15 protein-coding genes are annotated in these 20,398 nt (G+C 38.4%); 11 read left to right on the top strand and 4 right to left on the bottom strand.

Going from position 1 to position 20,398, the window contains the following annotated elements; translation table 11 throughout:
- Positions 1–21: 21 nt before the first annotated feature.
- Positions 22–1,020 carry an NADP-dependent oxidoreductase gene (locus tag H5084_RS06370; protein ID WP_182689923.1) on the bottom strand — a complete coding sequence of 333 codons (999 nt, stop codon included), beginning with the start codon at positions 1,018–1,020 and terminating at the stop codon, positions 22–24.
- Between the two features lie 186 nt (positions 1,021–1,206).
- On the opposite strand from H5084_RS06370, the gene H5084_RS06365 reads away from it, so the two are divergent.
- Complete coding sequence (locus tag H5084_RS06365; protein WP_182689922.1) at positions 1,207–2,121, top strand: LysR family transcriptional regulator; 915 nt, start codon at positions 1,207–1,209, stop codon at positions 2,119–2,121.
- 48 nt (positions 2,122–2,169) lie between these two features.
- Positions 2,170–3,027, top strand: coding sequence for a M50 family metallopeptidase (locus H5084_RS06360; RefSeq protein WP_182689921.1), 858 nt, complete (start codon positions 2,170–2,172; stop codon positions 3,025–3,027).
- A gap of 194 nt (positions 3,028–3,221) precedes the next feature.
- On the opposite strand, the gene H5084_RS06355 is transcribed toward H5084_RS06360, so the two are convergent.
- Positions 3,222–4,565: an MATE family efflux transporter gene (locus tag H5084_RS06355; RefSeq protein WP_182689920.1), complete on the bottom strand. Its 1,344-nt coding sequence runs from the start codon at positions 4,563–4,565 to the stop codon at positions 3,222–3,224.
- 258 nt (positions 4,566–4,823) lie between these two features.
- Between H5084_RS06355 and H5084_RS06350 the strand changes: the two genes are divergently transcribed.
- Together H5084_RS06350 and pepN are read left to right on the top strand one after the other, a co-directional pair.
- Positions 4,824–7,574 carry a bifunctional acetate--CoA ligase family protein/GNAT family N-acetyltransferase gene (locus H5084_RS06350; RefSeq protein WP_182689919.1) on the top strand — a complete coding sequence of 917 codons (2,751 nt, stop codon included), beginning with the start codon at positions 4,824–4,826 and terminating at the stop codon, positions 7,572–7,574.
- Positions 7,575–7,731: 157 nt separating this feature from the next.
- Positions 7,732–10,380 carry an aminopeptidase N gene (gene pepN / locus H5084_RS06345; protein ID WP_182689918.1) on the top strand — a complete coding sequence of 883 codons (2,649 nt, stop codon included), beginning with the start codon at positions 7,732–7,734 and terminating at the stop codon, positions 10,378–10,380.
- A 127-nt stretch (positions 10,381–10,507) separates the two neighbouring features.
- Here the strand turns inward: pepN and H5084_RS06340 are convergent, their stop codons facing one another.
- Both H5084_RS06340 and H5084_RS06335 read right to left on the bottom strand, forming a co-directional pair.
- Positions 10,508–11,143, bottom strand: a complete 636-nt coding sequence (locus H5084_RS06340) for an outer membrane beta-barrel protein (RefSeq protein ID WP_182689917.1) — start codon at positions 11,141–11,143, stop codon at positions 10,508–10,510.
- Between the two features lie 516 nt (positions 11,144–11,659).
- Positions 11,660–12,178 carry a DUF2062 domain-containing protein gene (locus tag H5084_RS06335; protein ID WP_028867711.1) on the bottom strand — a complete coding sequence of 173 codons (519 nt, stop codon included), beginning with the start codon at positions 12,176–12,178 and terminating at the stop codon, positions 11,660–11,662.
- Between the two features lie 168 nt (positions 12,179–12,346).
- Between H5084_RS06335 and H5084_RS06330 the strand changes: the two genes are divergently transcribed.
- Genes H5084_RS06330 through H5084_RS06300 form a run of 7 tightly spaced genes read left to right on the top strand, consistent with a single transcriptional unit; the run spans position 12,347 to position 20,363 of the window.
- Positions 12,347–14,794: a DNA internalization-related competence protein ComEC/Rec2 gene (locus H5084_RS06330; protein WP_182689916.1), complete on the top strand. Its 2,448-nt coding sequence runs from the start codon at positions 12,347–12,349 to the stop codon at positions 14,792–14,794.
- A gap of 20 nt (positions 14,795–14,814) precedes the next feature.
- Positions 14,815–16,566 carry a lipid A ABC transporter ATP-binding protein/permease MsbA gene (gene msbA, locus H5084_RS06325; RefSeq protein WP_028867713.1) on the top strand — a complete coding sequence of 584 codons (1,752 nt, stop codon included), beginning with the start codon at positions 14,815–14,817 and terminating at the stop codon, positions 16,564–16,566.
- Positions 16,566–17,537, top strand: coding sequence for a tetraacyldisaccharide 4'-kinase (lpxK, locus tag H5084_RS06320; RefSeq protein WP_182689915.1), 972 nt, complete (start codon positions 16,566–16,568; stop codon positions 17,535–17,537). Before msbA ends, lpxK begins: the two co-directional genes overlap by 1 nt.
- On the top strand, positions 17,531–17,710 hold the full coding sequence (locus tag H5084_RS06315; protein ID WP_028867715.1) for a Trm112 family protein: 180 nt from the start codon (positions 17,531–17,533) through the stop codon (positions 17,708–17,710). The genes lpxK and H5084_RS06315 overlap by 7 nt, the downstream gene beginning before the upstream one ends.
- A gap of 2 nt (positions 17,711–17,712) precedes the next feature.
- Positions 17,713–18,504 carry a 3-deoxy-manno-octulosonate cytidylyltransferase gene (gene kdsB / locus H5084_RS06310; protein WP_182689914.1) on the top strand — a complete coding sequence of 264 codons (792 nt, stop codon included), beginning with the start codon at positions 17,713–17,715 and terminating at the stop codon, positions 18,502–18,504.
- 5 nt (positions 18,505–18,509) lie between these two features.
- Positions 18,510–19,454: a hypothetical protein gene (locus H5084_RS06305; RefSeq protein ID WP_182689913.1), complete on the top strand. Its 945-nt coding sequence runs from the start codon at positions 18,510–18,512 to the stop codon at positions 19,452–19,454.
- 9 nt (positions 19,455–19,463) lie between these two features.
- Positions 19,464–20,363 carry a DUF350 domain-containing protein gene (locus H5084_RS06300; RefSeq protein ID WP_028867718.1) on the top strand — a complete coding sequence of 300 codons (900 nt, stop codon included), beginning with the start codon at positions 19,464–19,466 and terminating at the stop codon, positions 20,361–20,363.
- Positions 20,364–20,398 lie beyond the last annotated feature (35 nt).

Here is a 20,398-nt window from a genome sequence, read left to right as displayed (position 1 = left end):
ACACAATCAAAGACGCTCATTTTATAATTTAACAATCAACTTGCCTTTATTTGCTCCGGTGCTGAAAAGATTTAAACCATCAATGGCAGAAGTTAATCCATTCAATAAATGTGTGCGGTGTTTAATTTTTCCTGCCATCACGTAAGGGGTTAATTTTTCTAATAACTCTGGTACTTGATGGAAGTGATCCGGCATAGTAAAACCTTGGACAGTAATACGGCGCTTAATGATATTTAACCAACTTGGACCGGCTGCAGGCACTTCATTATGATAATCTGCAATTAAACCACATACCACCACACGGCCATGCGCATTAATACGGTCAAAGATTAAGTGTTGAATAGGGCCGCCGGTATTTTCAAAGAATAAGTCGATACCGTCAGGTGCCGCTGCGGCTAATTGTGCATCCAAATCATCCGTTTTATAATTGATTGCTGCATCAAAGCCTAATTCATTGATTATCCAGTCTGCTTTTTCTTGGCTACCTACAACACCAATGACACGCAAACCTTCTGCTTTAGCAAGTTGACCGACAATAGAGCCTACTGAACCGGCAGCGCCTGTCACAATTAATGTTTCACCTTTTTTCGGTTTACCGACATTAAATAAGCCTTGTACAGCAGTTAAACCAGGTAATGCAAAAACAGAGAGAATGCTCTCATCAGGCAAAGGTGCGGTTACTTTATTGAGACCTTCACCATCACTGACAAAATATTCTTGCCAACCCATCATGCCCATCACACGGTCACCAACAACAAAATCTGGATGGTTGCTAACAGTGACTTCGCCAATACCAGAACTACGCATAACATCGCCCAATGCAACGGGAGGAATATAACTATTTGTATCTGAGCTCATCCAACCAAACATAGCAGGATCTAATGACATGTAATTTTGTTTAACCAAAACCTGTCCCGGTGCAATCGTTGGGATCTGTTTTTCTACAACGTCAAATATTGATGAATCAATTACACCACTTTGAGGGCGTTTAATTAAGTTAATAGCGGTAAATGTTGTCATTGTTTGTTCCTTTTAATAAAGATTGAACGTAAAACGTGAAATAATTATGGCAATTTTAAACGGTAAGATATAGTAGCCAATTTAGTATTTACTATTGTCTTTATGACAATAATAAAACGCAGTAACATTGCCTCTTTATGCTATGTTGCCCGCTTTGTTTCAAATATTTTTGTGATAAGGAATACCATGGATCAACTACGAGCCCTTAAATATTTTGTTCAAGTTGTTGAAACGGGAAGCTTTACTAAAGCCGCGACGCTATTTTCTGTCCCTCCTTCCTCTTTATCTAGACGCATTGCGGATTTAGAGAAAAGTTTGGGGGCTACATTATTAAAACGTTCAACACGTGTGGTGACACTGACTGAAATTGGACAACGTTATTACCATCAAGTCAGTGATATTTTAAAGTCGTTGGAAATAACTGATGAATCTGTGCGTTCTTATCAAACCACTCCAATGGGGGTGTTAAACATCACTTCAACAGTTGGCTTTGGCGAACAAATTTTATTACCATTATTAGATGAGTTTTCAAGTTTATATCCGCAAATAACTTTGAATGTAAATTTAAGTGATGAATTAAGTACCCTCGCTCGCGATGAGGTGGATTTAGCTATTCGAGGTGGTTATGCGCCAGATGAGCGAGTGGTTGCCATTAAATTAATGAATAATGAATTTATTGCAGTGGCTTCTACAAACTATATCGAACGTTTTGGTTATCCCACTGATGCATTGAGTTTGCAGCAACATCATGGATTATATTTTAAAACACCCGTTGGCCCCACTCCTTGGTTATGCGAAATAAATGGGCAATGGCAGGATGTCTCGGCTGCGCCTGTGTTAATTTCTAATAATGGCCCTTGGTTATTGAAAAAAGCGATTGCGGGCAAAGGTATTTTAATGATGCCACGCTGGGCACTAGCGCATTATTTGCACTCTGGTGAGTTAATTGAACTCTCAATAACCCCGACTTTGACCATTACACAGAGCCCAAATTTAGGCATTTATTTGCTGTATCAGAAACAACGTTATCAAGTGCCTAAGTTGAAAGCCGCTATTGACTTTTTAGTAGCGAGAATCAAAGCTTATCAGTTAGACTCTTAGCAAATATAGCGTTAAAAAGTGATCAAACTTATCATTAGGCTCGATTAAATGGCAGCATTTCTAGATGTTATAAATAGTCTATCACTTCAGTGGGTATCTTGGTCTGTGGCTCAGTTAGCAGCCTTGTGTGGTCATTTGGGAATGTTTTTTGTGTTGGTCGGGATCCTATTTCTTTTGCAAAAATGGGTGTTGGTACTGGCAAATAACATGTTAAGCGGACGCCTTATCTACATCAGCGCTTGGATTGGTACGCCTGTTCATGAGTTGTCTCATGCATTGTGTTGTGTTTTATTTGGCCATAAGATTCAGCGGATTGTTTTATTTAACCCTGACCGACGTGGCACATTAGGTTATGTGACACACTGCTACGATAACCGTCAACTATGGAAAGTGTTGGGCAACTTCCTGATCGGTATTGCACCTCTATTCGGCGGGCTAGGCTGTATTTATTTGTTAACATTGTTATTATTAAAGGATAGCGATTCTTTATTGCTTATCATTCAAAACACACTTCTGAACGACTTATATTCCCTTCATTGGCATTCGTTGCTTGCTTTAAGTGGTGATCTTTTTTACTTCTTTAAAAACGCTTATTTAGCCTCTCCTTATCATGTTGTAACTTGGGCTTATTTATGTGCCGCGATCAGCTTACATTTATCTCCTTCAAAGGAAGACCTAAAAGGGGCATGGAGCGGCTTGCTCCTTTTTTTGGTCTTTTATCTAATAGGACAAGGGGGGTATCAATATTTAGGTGGTGAATGGGACTCTGGTTTAACAGGGGGATTGAATCTATTATCAACGCTGTCTGTGATAGGGATTATCTTTGCCAGTTTGTTATTATTATGTTTATTAGTCTATAGGATGACATGGCAGTTATTTAAAGGGCTGAGCCCATTTAAGCATTAAGTCCGTTTAAACATTAAGTACATTTAAACCTTAAACCATATTGATACGTGATTTAACAAGTACAGGCATTGATTAAAGTACTATTTATCAATGCCTGTTATTTGGTCATTCCCTGACTAACTATAACTATAATGATGGCTATCGCTATCGCTGCAGTGTTTCACCTTTAAAGCTAACCATTATTATTCGAGTCATTAGGCAAAACGGTGTTTTTGCACCGTATACAGACGCTGGCCTAATAAGATCGCTGCTACGGTTAAACCAACCGTAATACCTATCCAAAACCCTTTGGCTCCAAGCGGCGAAACTAATAAGTCGGTCATGCCTAAGATATAACCCAGTGGTAATCCAACTACCCAGTAAGAGATGAAAGTCCGTGTGAAAATAGCTGTCATTTCCTTGTAACCACGCAATGCACCTGCTGCCACCACTTGTATCGAATCAACACATTGGTAAATCGCAGAGAAAAGAATTAGGGTAATAGCTAGGTCGATAACTGCTCGGTTATCTGAATATAATAAGGCAATGTTTTCTTTGAAAATAACTGTGGATAGTGCTGTTATTACTGACAAGCCTAAACCAATAGCAAGTCCTGCATAGCTAGCTTGTTTCGCCTCATCATTTCTTTTTTGGCCGAGGTTAAAACCAACACGAATACTGACCGCATTAGCGATACTCATTGGTAACATAAAGACCATTGAAGAGAAGTTAATCGCAATTTGATGTGAAGCAACAATATTAGCACCTAATGGCGCAATTAAGACTGCTATTGCGGCAAAGATGGTGACCTCAAAGAACATAGCAACGGCTACAGGTAATCCTAATTTACTAATCGACAATAGATGTCTGAAGTCGGGTTTTGTAAATTGTTTAAACAGAGGGTAATGCTTTAATTTTCTTGTATAAAAAGCATAACCCGCTAATGCAAACGCCATCAACCAATACACAATTGCTGTGGCGACTCCACAACCAGCCCCCCCTAAAGCTGGCGCACCGAATTCACCGTAAACAAACATCCAGTTAAGTGGAATATTTGCTATTAGACCTAAAAATCCAATCACCATTGCCGGTTTGGTCAGTGATAAACCTTCGATGTAATTGCGCAAAGCCTGAAACAGCAAAAAAGCAGGTATAGCAAAAATCATGGCATACAAATACTGTACGGTTATCGACGCCAATAAATCGTGAATATCCATTATATTCATTAATAAGCCGGCGTTAAATAAGATCACCGCTATCGGAATAGATAATAATAAAGCCAGGTATAAACCTTGTTGTCCAGTTTTAGGGATTTGTAGCAGATCGTTTGCACCATGTGCTTGTGCGGTTAAAGGCACAATGGCCATTAAAACGCCTACTCCAAACAGAATACAAGGAAGCCAAATGCTCGATGCGATGGCTACTGCTGCCATATCTGTTGAGCTTACACCACCTGCCATTACCGTATCTACAAAGCCCATTGCTGTTTGTGCAAACTGTGCAATAAATATCGGAAAGCTGAGTTTAATAATTTTTTTAGATTCAATAATAAAAGGCACAAATCACTCCGAACTGGGCAAAAGGGCGAGTGTAAGCCTAGTACTCTGAGTGAGCAAATGAATTCGTAAAATATTTAAATGATATGGCTCTGATTTTATTTAAAAAACACAGCAGGATTCCTTTGAAAGGGTAAACTTATAGCGGTTAGATTTTTACTTTTATGCTCAGAATCAGTTTATTCTTAGGCTGGTGATTTGTGGGTCGTGAATGATAACAAGTAGCAATTATTTTTAATGTTTATATGAGGCGAGTTTTCTATGAGTTTGCAGTTACTTAAACACTTCTTCAATCCGCAGTCGATCACCGTTATCGGGGCATCTATTAATGTTAAGCGAGCGGGTTATTTAGTGATGAATAACTTATTAGCTGCAGGCTTTAACGGGCCTATTATGCCTGTAACGCCTAAATATACTTCGGTACATGGGGTACTTGCTTATAAGCAGGTGAGCGATTTGCCGATTGTGCCGGATTTAGCGGTTATTTGTACTAATGAATTTCGTATTCCTGACATATTAGAAGCCTTAGCCGAAAAAGGCTGCCACTCAGCAATTATTGTGACAACTGAAAGCGACCATGCGGTTTCTAATCGTATTTACGATATTGCTGCAACACATAAAATTCGTCTGCTAGGCATGAGTAGCTTAGGTATTATTAACCCACACAATTTAGTGAATGCTAGTTTAGCGCACTGTAATGCGTTACCGGGAAATATTGCTTTTATTTCTCAATCTGCGGCGGTTTGTACCACGGTATTAGATTGGGCAACCAGCAAGGGGATCGGTTTTTCTGCCTTTATTTCGTTAGGTGATGCGCAAGACATCTCCTTTGCTGAATTGCTAGACTATTTAGCGCGAGACCCTAAAACTCAATCTATTTTGCTGTATATCGATAATATTGATAATGCGCGCGATTTTATCTCTGCAGCACGTGCTATTGCACAACATAAAACGGTATTGGTGATTAAATCAGGGAGTTCAGTACTTGGCGCTAAAGCAGCGGCGTTGCACAGCCGCGGTGATTTTGGTCATGATAGCGTTTATGATGCGGCAATTAAGCGTGCCGGTATGCTAAGAGTACATGACTTACACGAACTATTTGCAGCAGTAGAGACACTTGCCTATTCCAATTATTTACATGGTGAACGGCTTGCCATTATTAGTAATGGGGGAGGTTTAGGCGTTTTAGCCGTAGATAATTTAGTGGAAGAAGGCGGGCGGTTAGCTGAACTAGATAACTCTGTGATGGATAAATTAAATGCTTGTTTGCCAGTAAATTGGTCGCATAATAATCCCATTGATATGATTGGTGATGCAGATCCGAAGCGATATGCTACGGCATTAGGGCATTTAATGGATAATGATAAAGTAGATGCGGTACTGATCATGCATTCACCTTCTGCTTTATCTGATAGTGAAGAGACAGCTCAAGCGATTATTGATGTGATTAAGCAGCATCCAAAACGAAAACAGATTAATATTTTGACCAACTGGACCGGAGAAGAAGCTGCTAAACCGGCGCGACAAATGTTTGCTAATGCAAAAATTCCGACATTTCGTACTCCTAATGGTGCGATCACCGCATTTATGCACTTAGTACAATATCGTCGAAATAAGAAGTTATTAATGGAGACTCCGACGACATTGCCTGATCATTTAATTTACGAGGCAGATATCGCAGCCGAGTACATTAAACAGCGTTTTGAACTGCAAGCCACTTGTGAATTTTCTGATCATGATCGACAAGCATTGCCACAAAACGTTAAATTGGATACTTATGCGACTAAACCTTTATTAGATGCTTATCATCTTAATACTATTGATACCGCTATCGCTAAAGATATTGAAGACGCTATCGAAAAAGCCAAAGTTATTGGTTATCCGTTGGCAGTTAAAATTAATTCGCCTGATATTCAATATAAGTCACAAGTGCATGGCGTGATGTTAAACATTAATAATGCCAGAGAATTAGACTCTGCTTTAAATTCTATTAAATTACGTATTAAGACCGCTTTGCCTGATGTACGATTAAATGGTTTTACACTGCAGAAAATGGTTGCGTCAGGATTAGCGTTAGAGCTGCGAGTCATGATCAAGCAAGATGCTATTTTTGGCCCTGTTATTGCCATTTCCCAAGACAGCGATGCACGCGACTTACAAACCACTTTAGAGAATGCCGTGGTTGCCTTACCCCCATTAAATATGGCGCTCGCACGCTACCTAGTGATTCAAGGTATTAAAGATAAAAAAATCAAAGTTAAGCAACATGCTAGGGACTTTGATATGCAAGCGGTATGTTTAATGCTGACGCAGATCTCGCAAATGTTGTTGGACAACCCTGAAATTAACGATTTAGATTTAAATCCGGTATTAGTTTCCGGTAGTGATGTGATCATCGTTGACAGCCAAGTCAAACTATCACGCACTAATGCTAACAGTCGCGATAATTCAGTTAATCGCTTTGCTATTAGCCCTTATCCCAAACAATTAGAAGAGATAGTCACGCTCAAAGATGGTCAGAAGGTATTAATTCGTCCGATTAAAGCTGAAGATGAAGTCAGGCATAAAACTTTTGATGATGGATTAACCAAAGAAGATAGATATAAACGTTATTTCTCACAACGAGGCTCAATGACTCACGAAGAGATGGCGATGTTAACGCAAATAGATTATCAACGAGAAATGGCTTTTATTGCGGTGCGTTTAGTCGGGGCTGAAGAGCAAGAAACGTTAGCAGTGATCCGCGCTTCCACTGACCCTGACAATACCGAAGCTGAATTTGGAATGGTGGTTAGCTCTGAGATGCAAGGATTAGGGTTAGGCAAAGTTTTACTCAGTAAATTGATTAGTTATCAAACAACAAAAGGAACCAAATACCTTGCAGGAATGACCATGTTAAGCAATCGAGGCATGGCAACATTAGCCAAAAAATTAGGCTTCTCTACAGAAAGAGATATAGAAGAAGGGGTGATTAATATGCATATGGAACTAAACAAAGGTCCTTCGGTCTGATTAGCCTAGATTACATATTAGTTAAACCCTATTAACATGACTCATCAATGTTTAGATCATTGTGTGTCACAGGTTCTATGCAAATAAGGCTTAGCAAATAGTAAGCCTTCTTGTATATTAAGCGTATTATTTCCCCAGACTTAAGAGTGTATAAATAATGAGCCAAGTCGACTCTCTCGTAGCAGAGAATATAGAAAAAAATCCACAAGAAAAATACCTAAGTGATTACCGTCCATCAGATTATACGATTACCAGTATTGACCTTGAATTCGATTTGTTTGATAACCAAACAAAGGTCAAAGCCGTGAGTCGTGTTGAACGAGTTAGCCAAGCGATCACGCCTTTATTTTTATTCGGTGAAGCACTAAATTTAGTTTCTATTTTAGTTGATGATGTTGATTATACTGACTTTGAATTAGTTGAAGGCGGCTTGAACATTCACAATCTGCCTGCGTCATTTAAGTTAGAAATTAACACTGAAATAGACCCTGCAGCTAACCAAGCCTTTGAAGGGTTATATAAATCGGGAGATGCTTTCTGTACACAATGTGAAGCTGAAGGTTTCCGTCGTATCACTTATTACCTAGACCGTCCCGATGTGTTGGCTAAATTTTCGACCAAAGTGATTGCAGATAAAGCGCTTTATCCTTTTCTATTATCTAACGGTAATCAATTAGATCAAGGTGACCTTGATAACGGTCGTCACTTTGTTTGTTGGCAAGACCCATTCCCTAAACCTGCTTATTTATTTGCTTTGGTAGCAGGTGACTTTGATCGTTTAGAAGATAACTATGTGACAAAAAGTGGACGCGATGTGAAATTGGCCTTGTTTGTTGATAAAGGCAATTTAGATAAAACACAACACGCGATGATTTCACTTAAAAAATCCATGCAATGGGATGAACAACGTTTTAATTTAGAATACGATTTAGATATCTATATGATCGTTGCCGTTGATTTCTTTAATATGGGCGCGATGGAGAACAAAGGATTAAATGTTTTCAATTCTAAGTTTGTATTAGCTAATTCTCAAAGCGCGACAGACCAAGATTACCTAGGTATTGAAGCCGTTATTGGACATGAGTATTTCCATAACTGGACTGGGAACCGTATTACTTGTCGAGATTGGTTTCAATTAAGCTTAAAAGAGGGATTAACGGTTTTCCGAGATCAAGAGTTCAGTTCAGATTTAGGTAGCCGCAGCGTGAATCGTATTGCGAATGTGATGACTATGCGTGACCACCAGTTTGCTGAAGATGCCGGACCTATGTCTCATCCTATTCGTCCTGAAAGTGTCATGGAAATGAACAATTTTTATACTTTAACCGTGTATGAAAAAGGTTCAGAAGTGATCCGTATGTTACATACTCTATTAGGTGAAACAAAATTCCAACAAGGTATGCAATTGTATGTGCAACGCCACGATGGTCAAGCTGTGACCTGTGATGATTTTGTTGCTGCAATGCAAGATGCAAGTGGCGTTGATCTAACCTTATTTAAACGTTGGTACTCACAATCGGGTACACCTAATGTATTTGTTACTGATCACTATGATGCAACCAATCGTACCTACCAGCTTACATTTAAGCAAAAGACGAAACCAACTGCAGACCAAAGCAAAAAACTTGCACTGCATATCCCCATCGATATTGAGCTGTTAGATAGTAATGGTAATTCAATTGAATTATTAGCAGGTAAAAAGAATCGCGTGTTAAGTTTGACTCAAAAAGAGCAAACCTTTGTCTTTAAAAATATACAAAGTCACCCAGTTCCTTGCTTGTTCCGAGGTTTCTCTGCACCGGTTAAATATCAATACGCTTATAGTGATGAACAACTATTAGATATTATGAGCTTTGCTACCGATGAGTTTTCTCGTTGGGATGCCGGACAGACCTTATTTAATAAATATTTAGTGAGTAATGTACGCGCCTTCCATAAAGGTCAAACACTGTCATTACCTTCTATTTTCATTGATGGGTTCAAATCTGTATTAGTCAGTGAAACATTAGATCCTTCTCTCGTCGCTGATATGTTTACTTTTACTAGTGAAAATGGTGCGCGAGAACTGTTTGACGTGGTTGATATCGATGCTATCCATCACGCACGTGACTTTATGTTGCAAGAGATTGCGACACAATTGCATGAATTGTTTGTAGATACTTATCTACGCCATAAACAGTTAAAAGCTTATCAACCCGATATTAATGATATTGCGATACGTAAACTAAAAAATCTAGCGTTAACCTTCATTGCGCGCGTTGATAAACAATTAGCAGATGAATATGTATCAGCACAAATTGCTAATTGTAATAACATGACCGATTATCTTGGTGCGTTAACTGCTGCTAACAACGGTTTATTACCTTGCCGTGAAGCTGTTATGCAGGCATTTGATGATAAATGGCATGAGAATGGTTTGGTGATGGATAAGTGGTTTGCACTGCAAGCTTGTATACCTTCAGATAATGCACTTAAGAATATCGAAGCGTTATTTACACACCGTAGTTTTGATTTTAATAATCCAAATCGATTACGCTCTTTAGTGGGGGCATTTGCACAGAGTAATACTTATCGCTTTCATAATATTGATGGTAGCGGATATGCGTTTTTGACGGATCAATTGATTAAACTTAACCGTCAAAATCCACAAGTCGCTTCACGTTTGATTACACCATTAACTCAATTTAAACGTCTTGATAAAAAGCGTATTGAGCTAATAAGAATGCAGTTGAATCGTCTACTAGCGTTGCCTGATCTGGCTGTTGATCTATATGAAAAAGTGACTAAAGCGTTAGCTCAAAAATAAACTTATACTTGGTAAGTAGTTATTTTAAAAACGCTTAATTGTAGTGGTATAGTTATCGAATCTGAGAATAAGCCTTTCTAAATTAGAAAGGCTTTTTTGTAAGGAAGAAGAATCGAAGGATAGATCCTTAAAATTTGTATTCAATCCCCGCTAATAATTCTGCGTCGACATACAGGTGATCGGAAGCATCTAATAAACAGCTACCATTATCACAAAACAGCTCGTCACTATTTTCTAAAAAGGTGCCGTAAACACGTAAATCACTACGTAATGCAAACTGTTTACTCAATTGATAACGTATACCCGCTGAAATACTGCCAGAAAAAGCAAATTTTGCATCATATCGACTACCCGATGGATTAAAGTGAGTTGCACCCATTCCTAATCCAATACTGGATGAGAATGGCGAATTAGTTCTAAATAATATTCTGCCACCTACATGTAGGTATTGCACGTAAACATCAACATCAAAGTCATTTGGTGATGAGAAGTTTTGCTTACTATTAGAAAAAATCAATTCTCCCTCTGCGTTTTTAGCGTAATACCAACCTAGAGAGACGGCCTGTGCGAGTTCAGAACTAATATCAACATCTTGTCCACTGTAATCATTCTTAATATCTTGATCGAGGCGTGCCCCTAAATAGCCTGTAACAGTCACATAATTGTTACTAGAAACGGTCTCGTTACTTAAGCTTTCTGCCAACGTTGGTAATGAAAAAGCGCTGAGTAGTAAAGTAGGCATTATGTATTGATACATTTTCATGGGAGTTCCAGTGTTAAAATATTGAAGAACATCATTAATAACTGACTTCAATAAAAATAAGTAAAGTTGTAGGGCTAACCGAAAACAAGCAAGCATTGATAACAATAAAAAATATTCAATATTATTGATAATGCCGATGTATAGATAGGATAAATTAAATAAACCATAAACTCGAGCGCTTTATTAAGGTTCAGTTACTACTTGAATTCAATATTTAATAATTTGCCTTGAAGCGCACAAAATTAATCGTATTGTAATATTTGAAACTTAATTAATTAGTACAATGACAGTGTCCACATTTGCTACCCCAAGATAAAATAAAATGAAGATGTGATATCAACCAGCCTCATGTCGTTAAACGAAATCGCATAAGCTTGGTTACAATTTAGTGATAAACATTAACAAAATATAGCGTATTGATATTATTTTCGCGATTGTTAACTAAGCTTAATGATGCTTTTGGTATAGCATTTAATCATCAGGTTATTGCTTTAGGTTCAAAGCTTAATAGATAAGTTAACGTTTTGGCGTACGTTTTCTTTTTTTCCATTTTTGTACAGAACTATAACGCCAGAATACGGTAAAGCCCCAATAACCAACAAATGCGCTAATACAACCAAGTATCAAGCAACCTAAAAACATAACCGGCGCAATGGTTTCTAAGGCATTAATAATCCAATGAAATGAAAGTTTAAAATGAAAGTCCATTAGAGGTTGTTGCAGTATGAATGCGCCTAAACGGTAAGCGCCATAAAACAACGGCGGCATAGTGAAGGGGTTAGATAACCAAACCAATGCAACTGAAATAGGCAGGTTAACAGAAAAAAACATCGCCACAAAAGTGGCAAGTAGCATTTGAAAAGGGATCGGCATCCACGCACAAAATAATCCAACGGCAACCGCACCTGCAGCACTACGCCTATTTATATGCCATAAGTTGGGGTTTTGTAATTTAGCGCCAAAATGTTTTAAATGCGGGTGAGCTTTTAATGTTTCTGGATTAGGGGAAAAACGTTTAATAAATTTTTTTGGCATATAATTAAACTTTATCTTTGTAAACGGGAAAAAATGAGAATAACAATATGGCTCTCAATCGCTGTTTTTGTTACCACTCTGTATTGGCCACAACTAGTCAATTATAGTGGTATATTTAGTTGTGTGCTGTGTATTTTTGTTTTTTTATGTTGGCCAAGGTGGAGATATTTGGCTATTTTGCCATTTACAGCACTTTATTTTAGCCTTTTTAGTTACGTTAGTTTATTTGGCGGGTCTTTTGAATCCATTAATTATAAACCGCTACTTGCCAATGATCTGTTAACAACACCTTTAGTAGCAAAAGGTTTAGCACCACTGCGGTCACCTTCACGTGCTTCAATATCCAATCCTGAACAAGGAAAACATCAATTAGCAAATAATATTTCAAACATTAAAGAACATAAGCAACAAGTAAGTCAGACCTATTCTACACTTAGCAGACAAGACAATACCATAATTGTCAGGGTTAAATCATTAATCAATACAAAAAATACTGGTTATTTTATAGCAAGAATTATTTCCATCAATGACCAATACTGTGATTTTTGCCCATTAGTTGAAATGCGTTGGTATAAACCCAATCTGCAAGTTCAAGCAGGCCAAGTACACCAATTTAAAGTGAGGTTTAAAGCGTTACAAGGTAAAGCTAACCCCTATGGTTTTGATCGGCAAAAATGGCGCTATTCACAGCACATAGCTTATATCGTGAATATTAAACAACATATTAAAGTCATTGATAAGCGCGTATCAATACGGGCAAGTTTGTATAAAAAAGTGATGCAAGCTACTAACGAACTGTCACAGCAAGGTAGTCTACTGACTCTTATTTTTGCTGATAAAAGTCTATTAAATGAGCACGATAAAAGCTTGATTAAGCAGCTTGGTATTGCCCATTTATTTGCCATCTCTGGGTTGCATATCGGGTTGTTGTTTATATTGTCTACGGTGATTTTAAATGCACTATTTAAGCAATTATTACCAGAAAGATATTTAGGTTGGTTTCGTTGGCGCTTAGTAAACATCGTTGGGTTGTTGGTGTGTGTAAGTTATGGCTATATTTCCGGGTTTTCTTTACCGACAGAGCGTGCATTATTGATGTTGTTAACGAGTGTGTTAGTTCTCTCAAGTAAACAAAAAGTCAGCCTGTTAGATTTACTCCTTTTATGCCTGTGGATCATTTTGATGCTAGATCCATTATCTATTTTGAGCAGTAGTTTATGGTTATCTTTTATGGCAATGAGTATCATATTGGCATTTATTTGGTTATTACAACGGCCTCAGCAAACTGCAGAACAGAAAAAATCATGGTATCAGGCCAAATTACAACGATTATTCATTACCATTAAAGGTTTATTGCTATTGCAGTTAGTTTTAACCTTATTTATGTTGCCAATTCAATTAATTAATTTTTCAGCAATTAGTCTTTATGCACTACCGATTAACTTGATTGCCATTCCATTATTTTCTTGGTTCATTATTCCATTGACGTTACTCGGCGTTCTGTTTTTACTGTTAATAGAACCCGTAGGGGTTGCTCTATTCACCATCAGTGATCAATTACTTAGCTATTTTCTGCATTACTTCTCAATACTTTCTGCTGGATACTTAATGTTATCTCAATTGCATATTGTATTGATCTTAACCTTTATCCTTTTCAGTTTATCCTTTTTATTATTGAGTTTAATACAGCGTTTTTTTAATATCAGCCACACTAAAATGTGGCTATTACCGTCAATACTGTTGGTCTTTGTCGGTATTAGAGCTGTGGAGCAAAAATGGCAAAATGAGCAGCAGTGGCAACTAGAGGTTTTTGATGTTGGACAAGGTTTAGCAATCTTAATTTATAGTGACGGCCATAGCATATTGTATGATACGGGGCCAAGTTATGGCGGTCGCTATGCTGTCGCAGAAAGCACTGTTTTACCTTATTTACAAGCGCGTGGTATAACGCAGTTAGACTATTTTTTTATTAGCCACAGTGATAATGACCATGCAGGAGGAAGAGAGGCGATTCAAAATAACCTGCACATAAAACAGGCTTATGCAGGTGAAGCTGATTTAATGAATCAAAGAAATAATCTTCAGCCTAATCGTTATATAAATTATCAACAATGTATCAGTGGGCAAGTACACCAGTTAGGTAAATTAACGCTGACCACCTTATCTCCCTCATCAGTAGGTAGCAATAACAATAATAATTCCTGTGTATTACAGATCAGTGATGGCGTTAATAAAGTGCTATTAACGGGCGATATCAGTAAAGCTGTAGAACACAAATTAATAGTCGAAAATCGTCAATCTATCAGTAACAAAAATGTTAATAATTTACAGGCTGATATTTTAATTGCTCCACATCATGGTAGTAACACCTCTTCAAGTTTGGCATTTATAAATCAGGTTAACCCGCAATGGGTGGTGTTTTCGGCGGGGTACAAAAACCGTTGGCGTTTCCCTGTTGAGAAAGTGGTAGATCGTTATCAACAGTTAGGTATTAAGCATTTAACCACAGCAAATACTGGATTTATTAGATTTAATGTGCAAAATCATCACATTGAAGTAAAAACTTATAGAGAAGATCTTGCCGCTTATTGGTATCATCGGCATCTTGCATTGTAAATGGCTTATTTGGTGTATTCATGACAGAGAATAAAGAAAACGGTTGGTCGGTATTAAAGCGACTTGTGAGTTATATTAAAGAATTTAAACTGGCGTTATTTGGCGGGATTATCGGTATGATCGGTTACGCCCTCGTTGATATGGCGCTTATCTGGTCCTTACAACCTTTAATCGACGATGGTTTCACAGGTAAAGACCCGAGTGTGTTACAAATGATGCCCTATTTTGTGATCATTGTTATTGGACTCCGTGGTATATCTGCATTCTTGAGTTCATATTGTATGGCTTGGGTAGGCACACATGTTGTGATGAAGCTTCAACGACAGCTCTTTTCACAGTTGATACTGTTACCTATCTCATTTTTTGATAAAACCAATACCGGTGACTTATTATCAAAAATAACCTATGACGCAAGCCAAGTTTCTAACGCGGCCAGTAATGCGCTTGTGAAAATTTTCCGTGAAGGAGCCACTGTTATTGGCCTTGTCGCGTTAATGTTTTACCAGAGCTGGCAGTTGTCATTAGTATTTTTTGTGGTTGCACCGATCGTTGGCATTGCTATTAGTATTGTCAGTAAACGTTTCAGAAAAATAAGTAAAAACTTACAAAATGCGATGGGGCTCGTTACTACATCATCGGAACAAATGTTAAAAGGGCATAAAGAAGTCTTAATGTTTGGTGGTCAAAAAGTCGAGAATGAAAAATTCAAAAAAGTCAGCAACACGGTGCGTTCTCAAAATATGAAAATGGCGAGTGCAAATGCGATTAGTGTTCCAGTAATTCAAACTATCGCTTCATTCGCTTTAGCGTTTGTGCTTTATCTCGCGACCTTCCCGCAAATCATGGATACCTTATCATCGGGTACTTTTGTGGTGATCATCAGTTCCATGATGGCGTTAATGAAGCCAATTAAAAATGTGACACAAGTGAATAACGAAATTCAAAAAGGGATCTCTGCTAGTACTAGTCTTTTCAATATGTTAGATATGACACAAGCGAAGGATGAAGGAACATATGAAGCAGAACGTGTTAAGGGTGACATCAGTATTGATAATATTGTTTTCACTTACCCTACGGCTGAAAAGCCAGCGTTAAACAAAGTCAGCTTTGAAGTTAAATCAGGTCAATCTGTGGCGTTAGTAGGTCGTTCTGGTAGTGGTAAGTCCACCATTGCTAATTTGTTAACTAGGTTTTATGACATTGACTCCGGTGAAATTAGATTAGATGGTAAAAATATAGAAGAATATCGTTTAACCTCATTACGTAGCCAAGTTGCTATTGTGTCTCAAAATGTACATTTGTTTAATGACACAATTGCTAATAATATTGCGTACGCCAGTGAAGATAAGTTTACTGAACAAGATATCATCGATGCTGCAACGACAGCCCATGCGATGGAATTTATTAATGGATTTCCCGATGGACTGAACACCATTATTGGTGAAAATGGGGCAATGTTATCTGGTGGTCAACGTCAACGCTTAGCCATTGCTCGTGCGTTATTACGTGATGCACCTATTTTGATTTTAGATGAAGCGACTTCTGCACTTGATACTGAATCTGAGCGTCATATTCAAGCTGCATTAGATGAATTACAGAAAAATAGAACCTCGATCGTCATTGCGCATCGTTTGTCTACTATTGAGCATGCAGATCAAATTTTAGTGATTGACCATGGCAAAATTGTAGAGCAGGGTACGCACGCAGAATTATTAGCACAAAGAAAGATTTATCATAGCTTAAACCAGATGCAAGCATCGGGAGAGTTGTAATGCCATTTTGGTATCAACCAACACGTTGGTGGGCATGGTGCCTATGGCCTTTTGCGTTGTTAATGCAATTTATTAACATTTTTCGCAGCTATTTTTACACAAAAGGGTGGTTAAAAAGTTATCAAAGTGCATTACCCGTGGTGGTGGTTGGTAATATCTCCGTAGGTGGCAATGGCAAAACGCCTTTTGTGATCAGCTTGTGTGAATTATTAATGGCACAAGGTTATAAACCGGGTGTGATCAGTCGAGGCTATGGCGGTAAAGCAAACAGTTATCCTTTGTTGGTGACTATAGATAGCACGGGAAAAGAAGCGGGTGATGAGCCTGTTTTAATCCACAAACGCTTAAATATTCCGGTAGTGGTTGATCCAATACGTGCAAATGCGGCGGCTTATCTTAATCAACATTGTGATGTTGATGTCATTATAACCGATGACGGTCTACAACATTATGCATTGCAACGCGATATTGAAATTGTAGTCGTTGATGGTAAACGTCGTTACGGTAACCAACACATTATGCCGATGGGGCCTTTAAGAGAACCAATCAGTCGTTTAAATAGTGTAGATTTTATTATTAATAACGGCGAACAGCACGCAGGTGAATTTACGATGATTTTAGCTCCATCTGCTGCTAGGAAAGTGAATGGAGAAGGGGCTTCTCTAGCTGTACAAGAAGTGAATGCCTGCGCTGCTATTGGCTATCCTCCACGTTTTTTTGATACCTTGGTAAAACAAGGTTTTAGTGTTAAAAAACAGGTGGCATTTGCTGACCACCACCCCTACAGCCAAGAGGATTTCAAACAATTTGACGCTAATATGCCATTATTGATGACAGAAAAAGATGCCGTTAAATGTGTCGCATTTGCGCAACCAAATTGGTGGTATTTACCTATTGATGGACAACTATCCATTGACTTTACTCAGCCTTTTTTAGAAAAATTAAAACAGATTAAGGAATCGAAATGTTAGATATTAAATTACTGGATATTATTGCTTGTCCAGTGTGCAAAGGTAAATTAGCTTATGACAAAGTTAATAATGAATTAATCTGTAAATTTGATCATTTAGCTTATCCAGTTCGAGACGGGATCCCGGCTTTATTGTATGTTGAAGCACGAAAACAGAGCGCAGACGAGGAATAACTATGTCATTTATTGCTGTCATTCCTGCCCGTTATCATTCAACACGTTTACCAGCGAAACCACTGGCGGATATTTTGGGTAAAACCATGATTGAACGCGTTGCAAATCAAGCTCTACTGAGTGGAGCAAAATTAGTTATTGTTGCAACTGATGATCAACGGATTGTGGATGCGTTACAGAATGTACAAAATATCGATGTTTGTTTAACGTCTCCAGACCATGAGTCAGGCACTGATCGTCTTGCTGAAGTTTGTGCTATTTATCAGTTTGCCGATGATGAAATTATTGTCAATGTGCAGGGGGATGAACCGCTTATTCCACCGGTTGTTATAGAGCAAGTCGCCAATAATTTATTTGCTAATCAGCAGGCCAGTGTTGCAACATTAAGTGCGCCTATTACCGACCAATATGATGCATTTAATGTTAATGCGGTCAAAGTGGTGACAGATAAAAATAACCTCGCATTATATTTTAGCCGAGCAACAACCCCGTGGGATAGAGATAACTTTACGCCACAAAATCAACAGGCCAAACAGGTTAATTTAGCACACTTACAACGCCATATTGGTATTTATGCCTATCGAGTTAGTTTTTTAAAACAATATGCTGAACTATCGGTTTCACCATTAGAAGTGATAGAAAAATTGGAGCAATTGCGCGTATTATGGCATGGTTTTAAGATCCACGTAGAGGTCGCTTGTGAAATACCACCTGCTGGTGTTGATACAGCCCTGGATCTGCAGCGTGTGATTGATGTTTTAGCAAATACAAGCCAACACACTATGGAGTTATAACACTTATGCGTATTTTTATTATCTGCTGTGTGAGTTGGTTATTAATCGCTTGTGGTGATGAGCGAGATGATCGTTTACAAGCAAATATTAAAACCGCTGATTATTTGATCGAGAATCTAGGCACAGACTTAGATGCAGGGCGTATTCGTAATGCGATTATTTTACAGCAATACGCTCAGTTACTCGCAGCACAAAAACCGTCACTTAAACCCTTAGTTACTGAGCTATCTAAGGATGCTAGTCGATCTGGACCAATGTATTATTCATTGAGTCATCGTTTGTCTACGTTGCAATCAAAGCCTGAATTATTGGGTGATATTGATGCGCAGTTGTCAGAAAGTGATACCTTAATAGAAGCGTCCGACCCTAACTTGTTCAGTGATGCATTGTCAGATCCAATCAATGTAATCGCAGATATGTCTGAAGGAAAGCTAGCGCGTGTTAATGCCATCAGCCAAGCACAAAGTTTGCAAGCGAACGCGGCAGAAAATAATGGTGCGGGGAGTCAGTTAGTAGGTAATCCAAGTTACGGGCAGTGGCAAACAAACAGTAGTGGCGGTTCATTTTGGCAATGGTACGCTGCGTACTCTCTGTTTTCTGCTATTTCCCCACGTTCGATTGGTTACCATAACTGGTCATCTCGACGTGATTATAGTTATTACAATGATGTTGGTCGCCAACGTTATACCTCACCACAACAAAAACAGTCTCAAAATGATTTAGCACAACGAACTAAAAAACAGTTTGCCAATAAAGGCGGTTTTAATAGCCCTTATGCCAAATCAAAAACGGGCGCGAGTCGGATGTCTACAGCGAGTAAAAAAGCACAAAAAGCCCCAAGTTTTGCATCTAAGTCTAGTTATTCTAAGCAAAAGTCTACCAGTACTGGCAGTAGTAGCTTTAGAAATAGTAAATCGACCACGTCACGCGGCGTTAGTCGCGGTAAATAAGGTATTGATATGAATGAGTTAATTACAACATTGGAAAACAATAGTTCCCTAATCGGTTACTTAGCTATTGATATGGCAGTCGCGATGTTTTTTCTCGGCTGTATTCGCTATATGATGGGGCTGTTTAATAAGTTAGATACTACCGATGAACTGGCTACCAAGGACAACTTTGCATTTGGTATTAGTATGGCTGGCGGTGTCGCGGCTATGGGCATCGCACTAAGTGGTGCAATTACTGGCGAAGTGGCAGGCTCTTATAAAATAGAGTTAATTGGTATGCTCAGCTACGGAATAGCGGCATTAGTCTTGATTAAAGCAGGCCGCTATATTCACGATAAATTTGCCTTACCTTCTTTTAATAAACAAGATTTGATCGGTAATCGAAATATTGCTGTTGGTTTAGTTGATGCTGCTTCTGCTATTGCAACGGCTATTGTGGTGCGTGCTGCCATTATTTGGGTAGAAGGGATCAGTGTTGATACCTTTATTGCATTAACGTGCGTGTGGATAGTGTCACAGGTAATGCTAGTGATTATTACGCGTATTTTTGAATGGAAGTACTCGAAAAACAACGGTATTACGTTTCAAACTGCATTAGTGAATGAGCATCTTGCATTATCCATTCGCTACAGCGGCTATTTAATCTCTACGGCAATGTCAGTTACGGCAGCTAGTTACTTTATTGAATTTAATATCGACGAATTATGGTTAGGGCTAGCACAGTGGGTCGTGATCAGTGTGGTATTAATGGTGCTATTAACTCTGTTAACAACCGTTGCTAAATTATTAGTGTTATGGGGCATTGACCGTCGACAAGAAGTTGAAGATCAGCAAAATATCGGTGTTGCAACGATTGAGTTAACAACCTCATTTTCTATTGCTTTATTACTAATGGCATTAATGTCGTAATTTACAACCTCCTAAATCGATCAGGCCATCTTTAA

The organism is Psychromonas sp. SR45-3 (genome assembly GCF_014163575.1).
Lineage (GTDB): Bacteria > Pseudomonadota > Gammaproteobacteria > Enterobacterales > Psychromonadaceae > Psychromonas > Psychromonas arctica.
The sequence above is the reverse complement of the archived record's forward strand: the minus strand, read 5'-3'. Positions and strand labels throughout refer to the sequence as shown.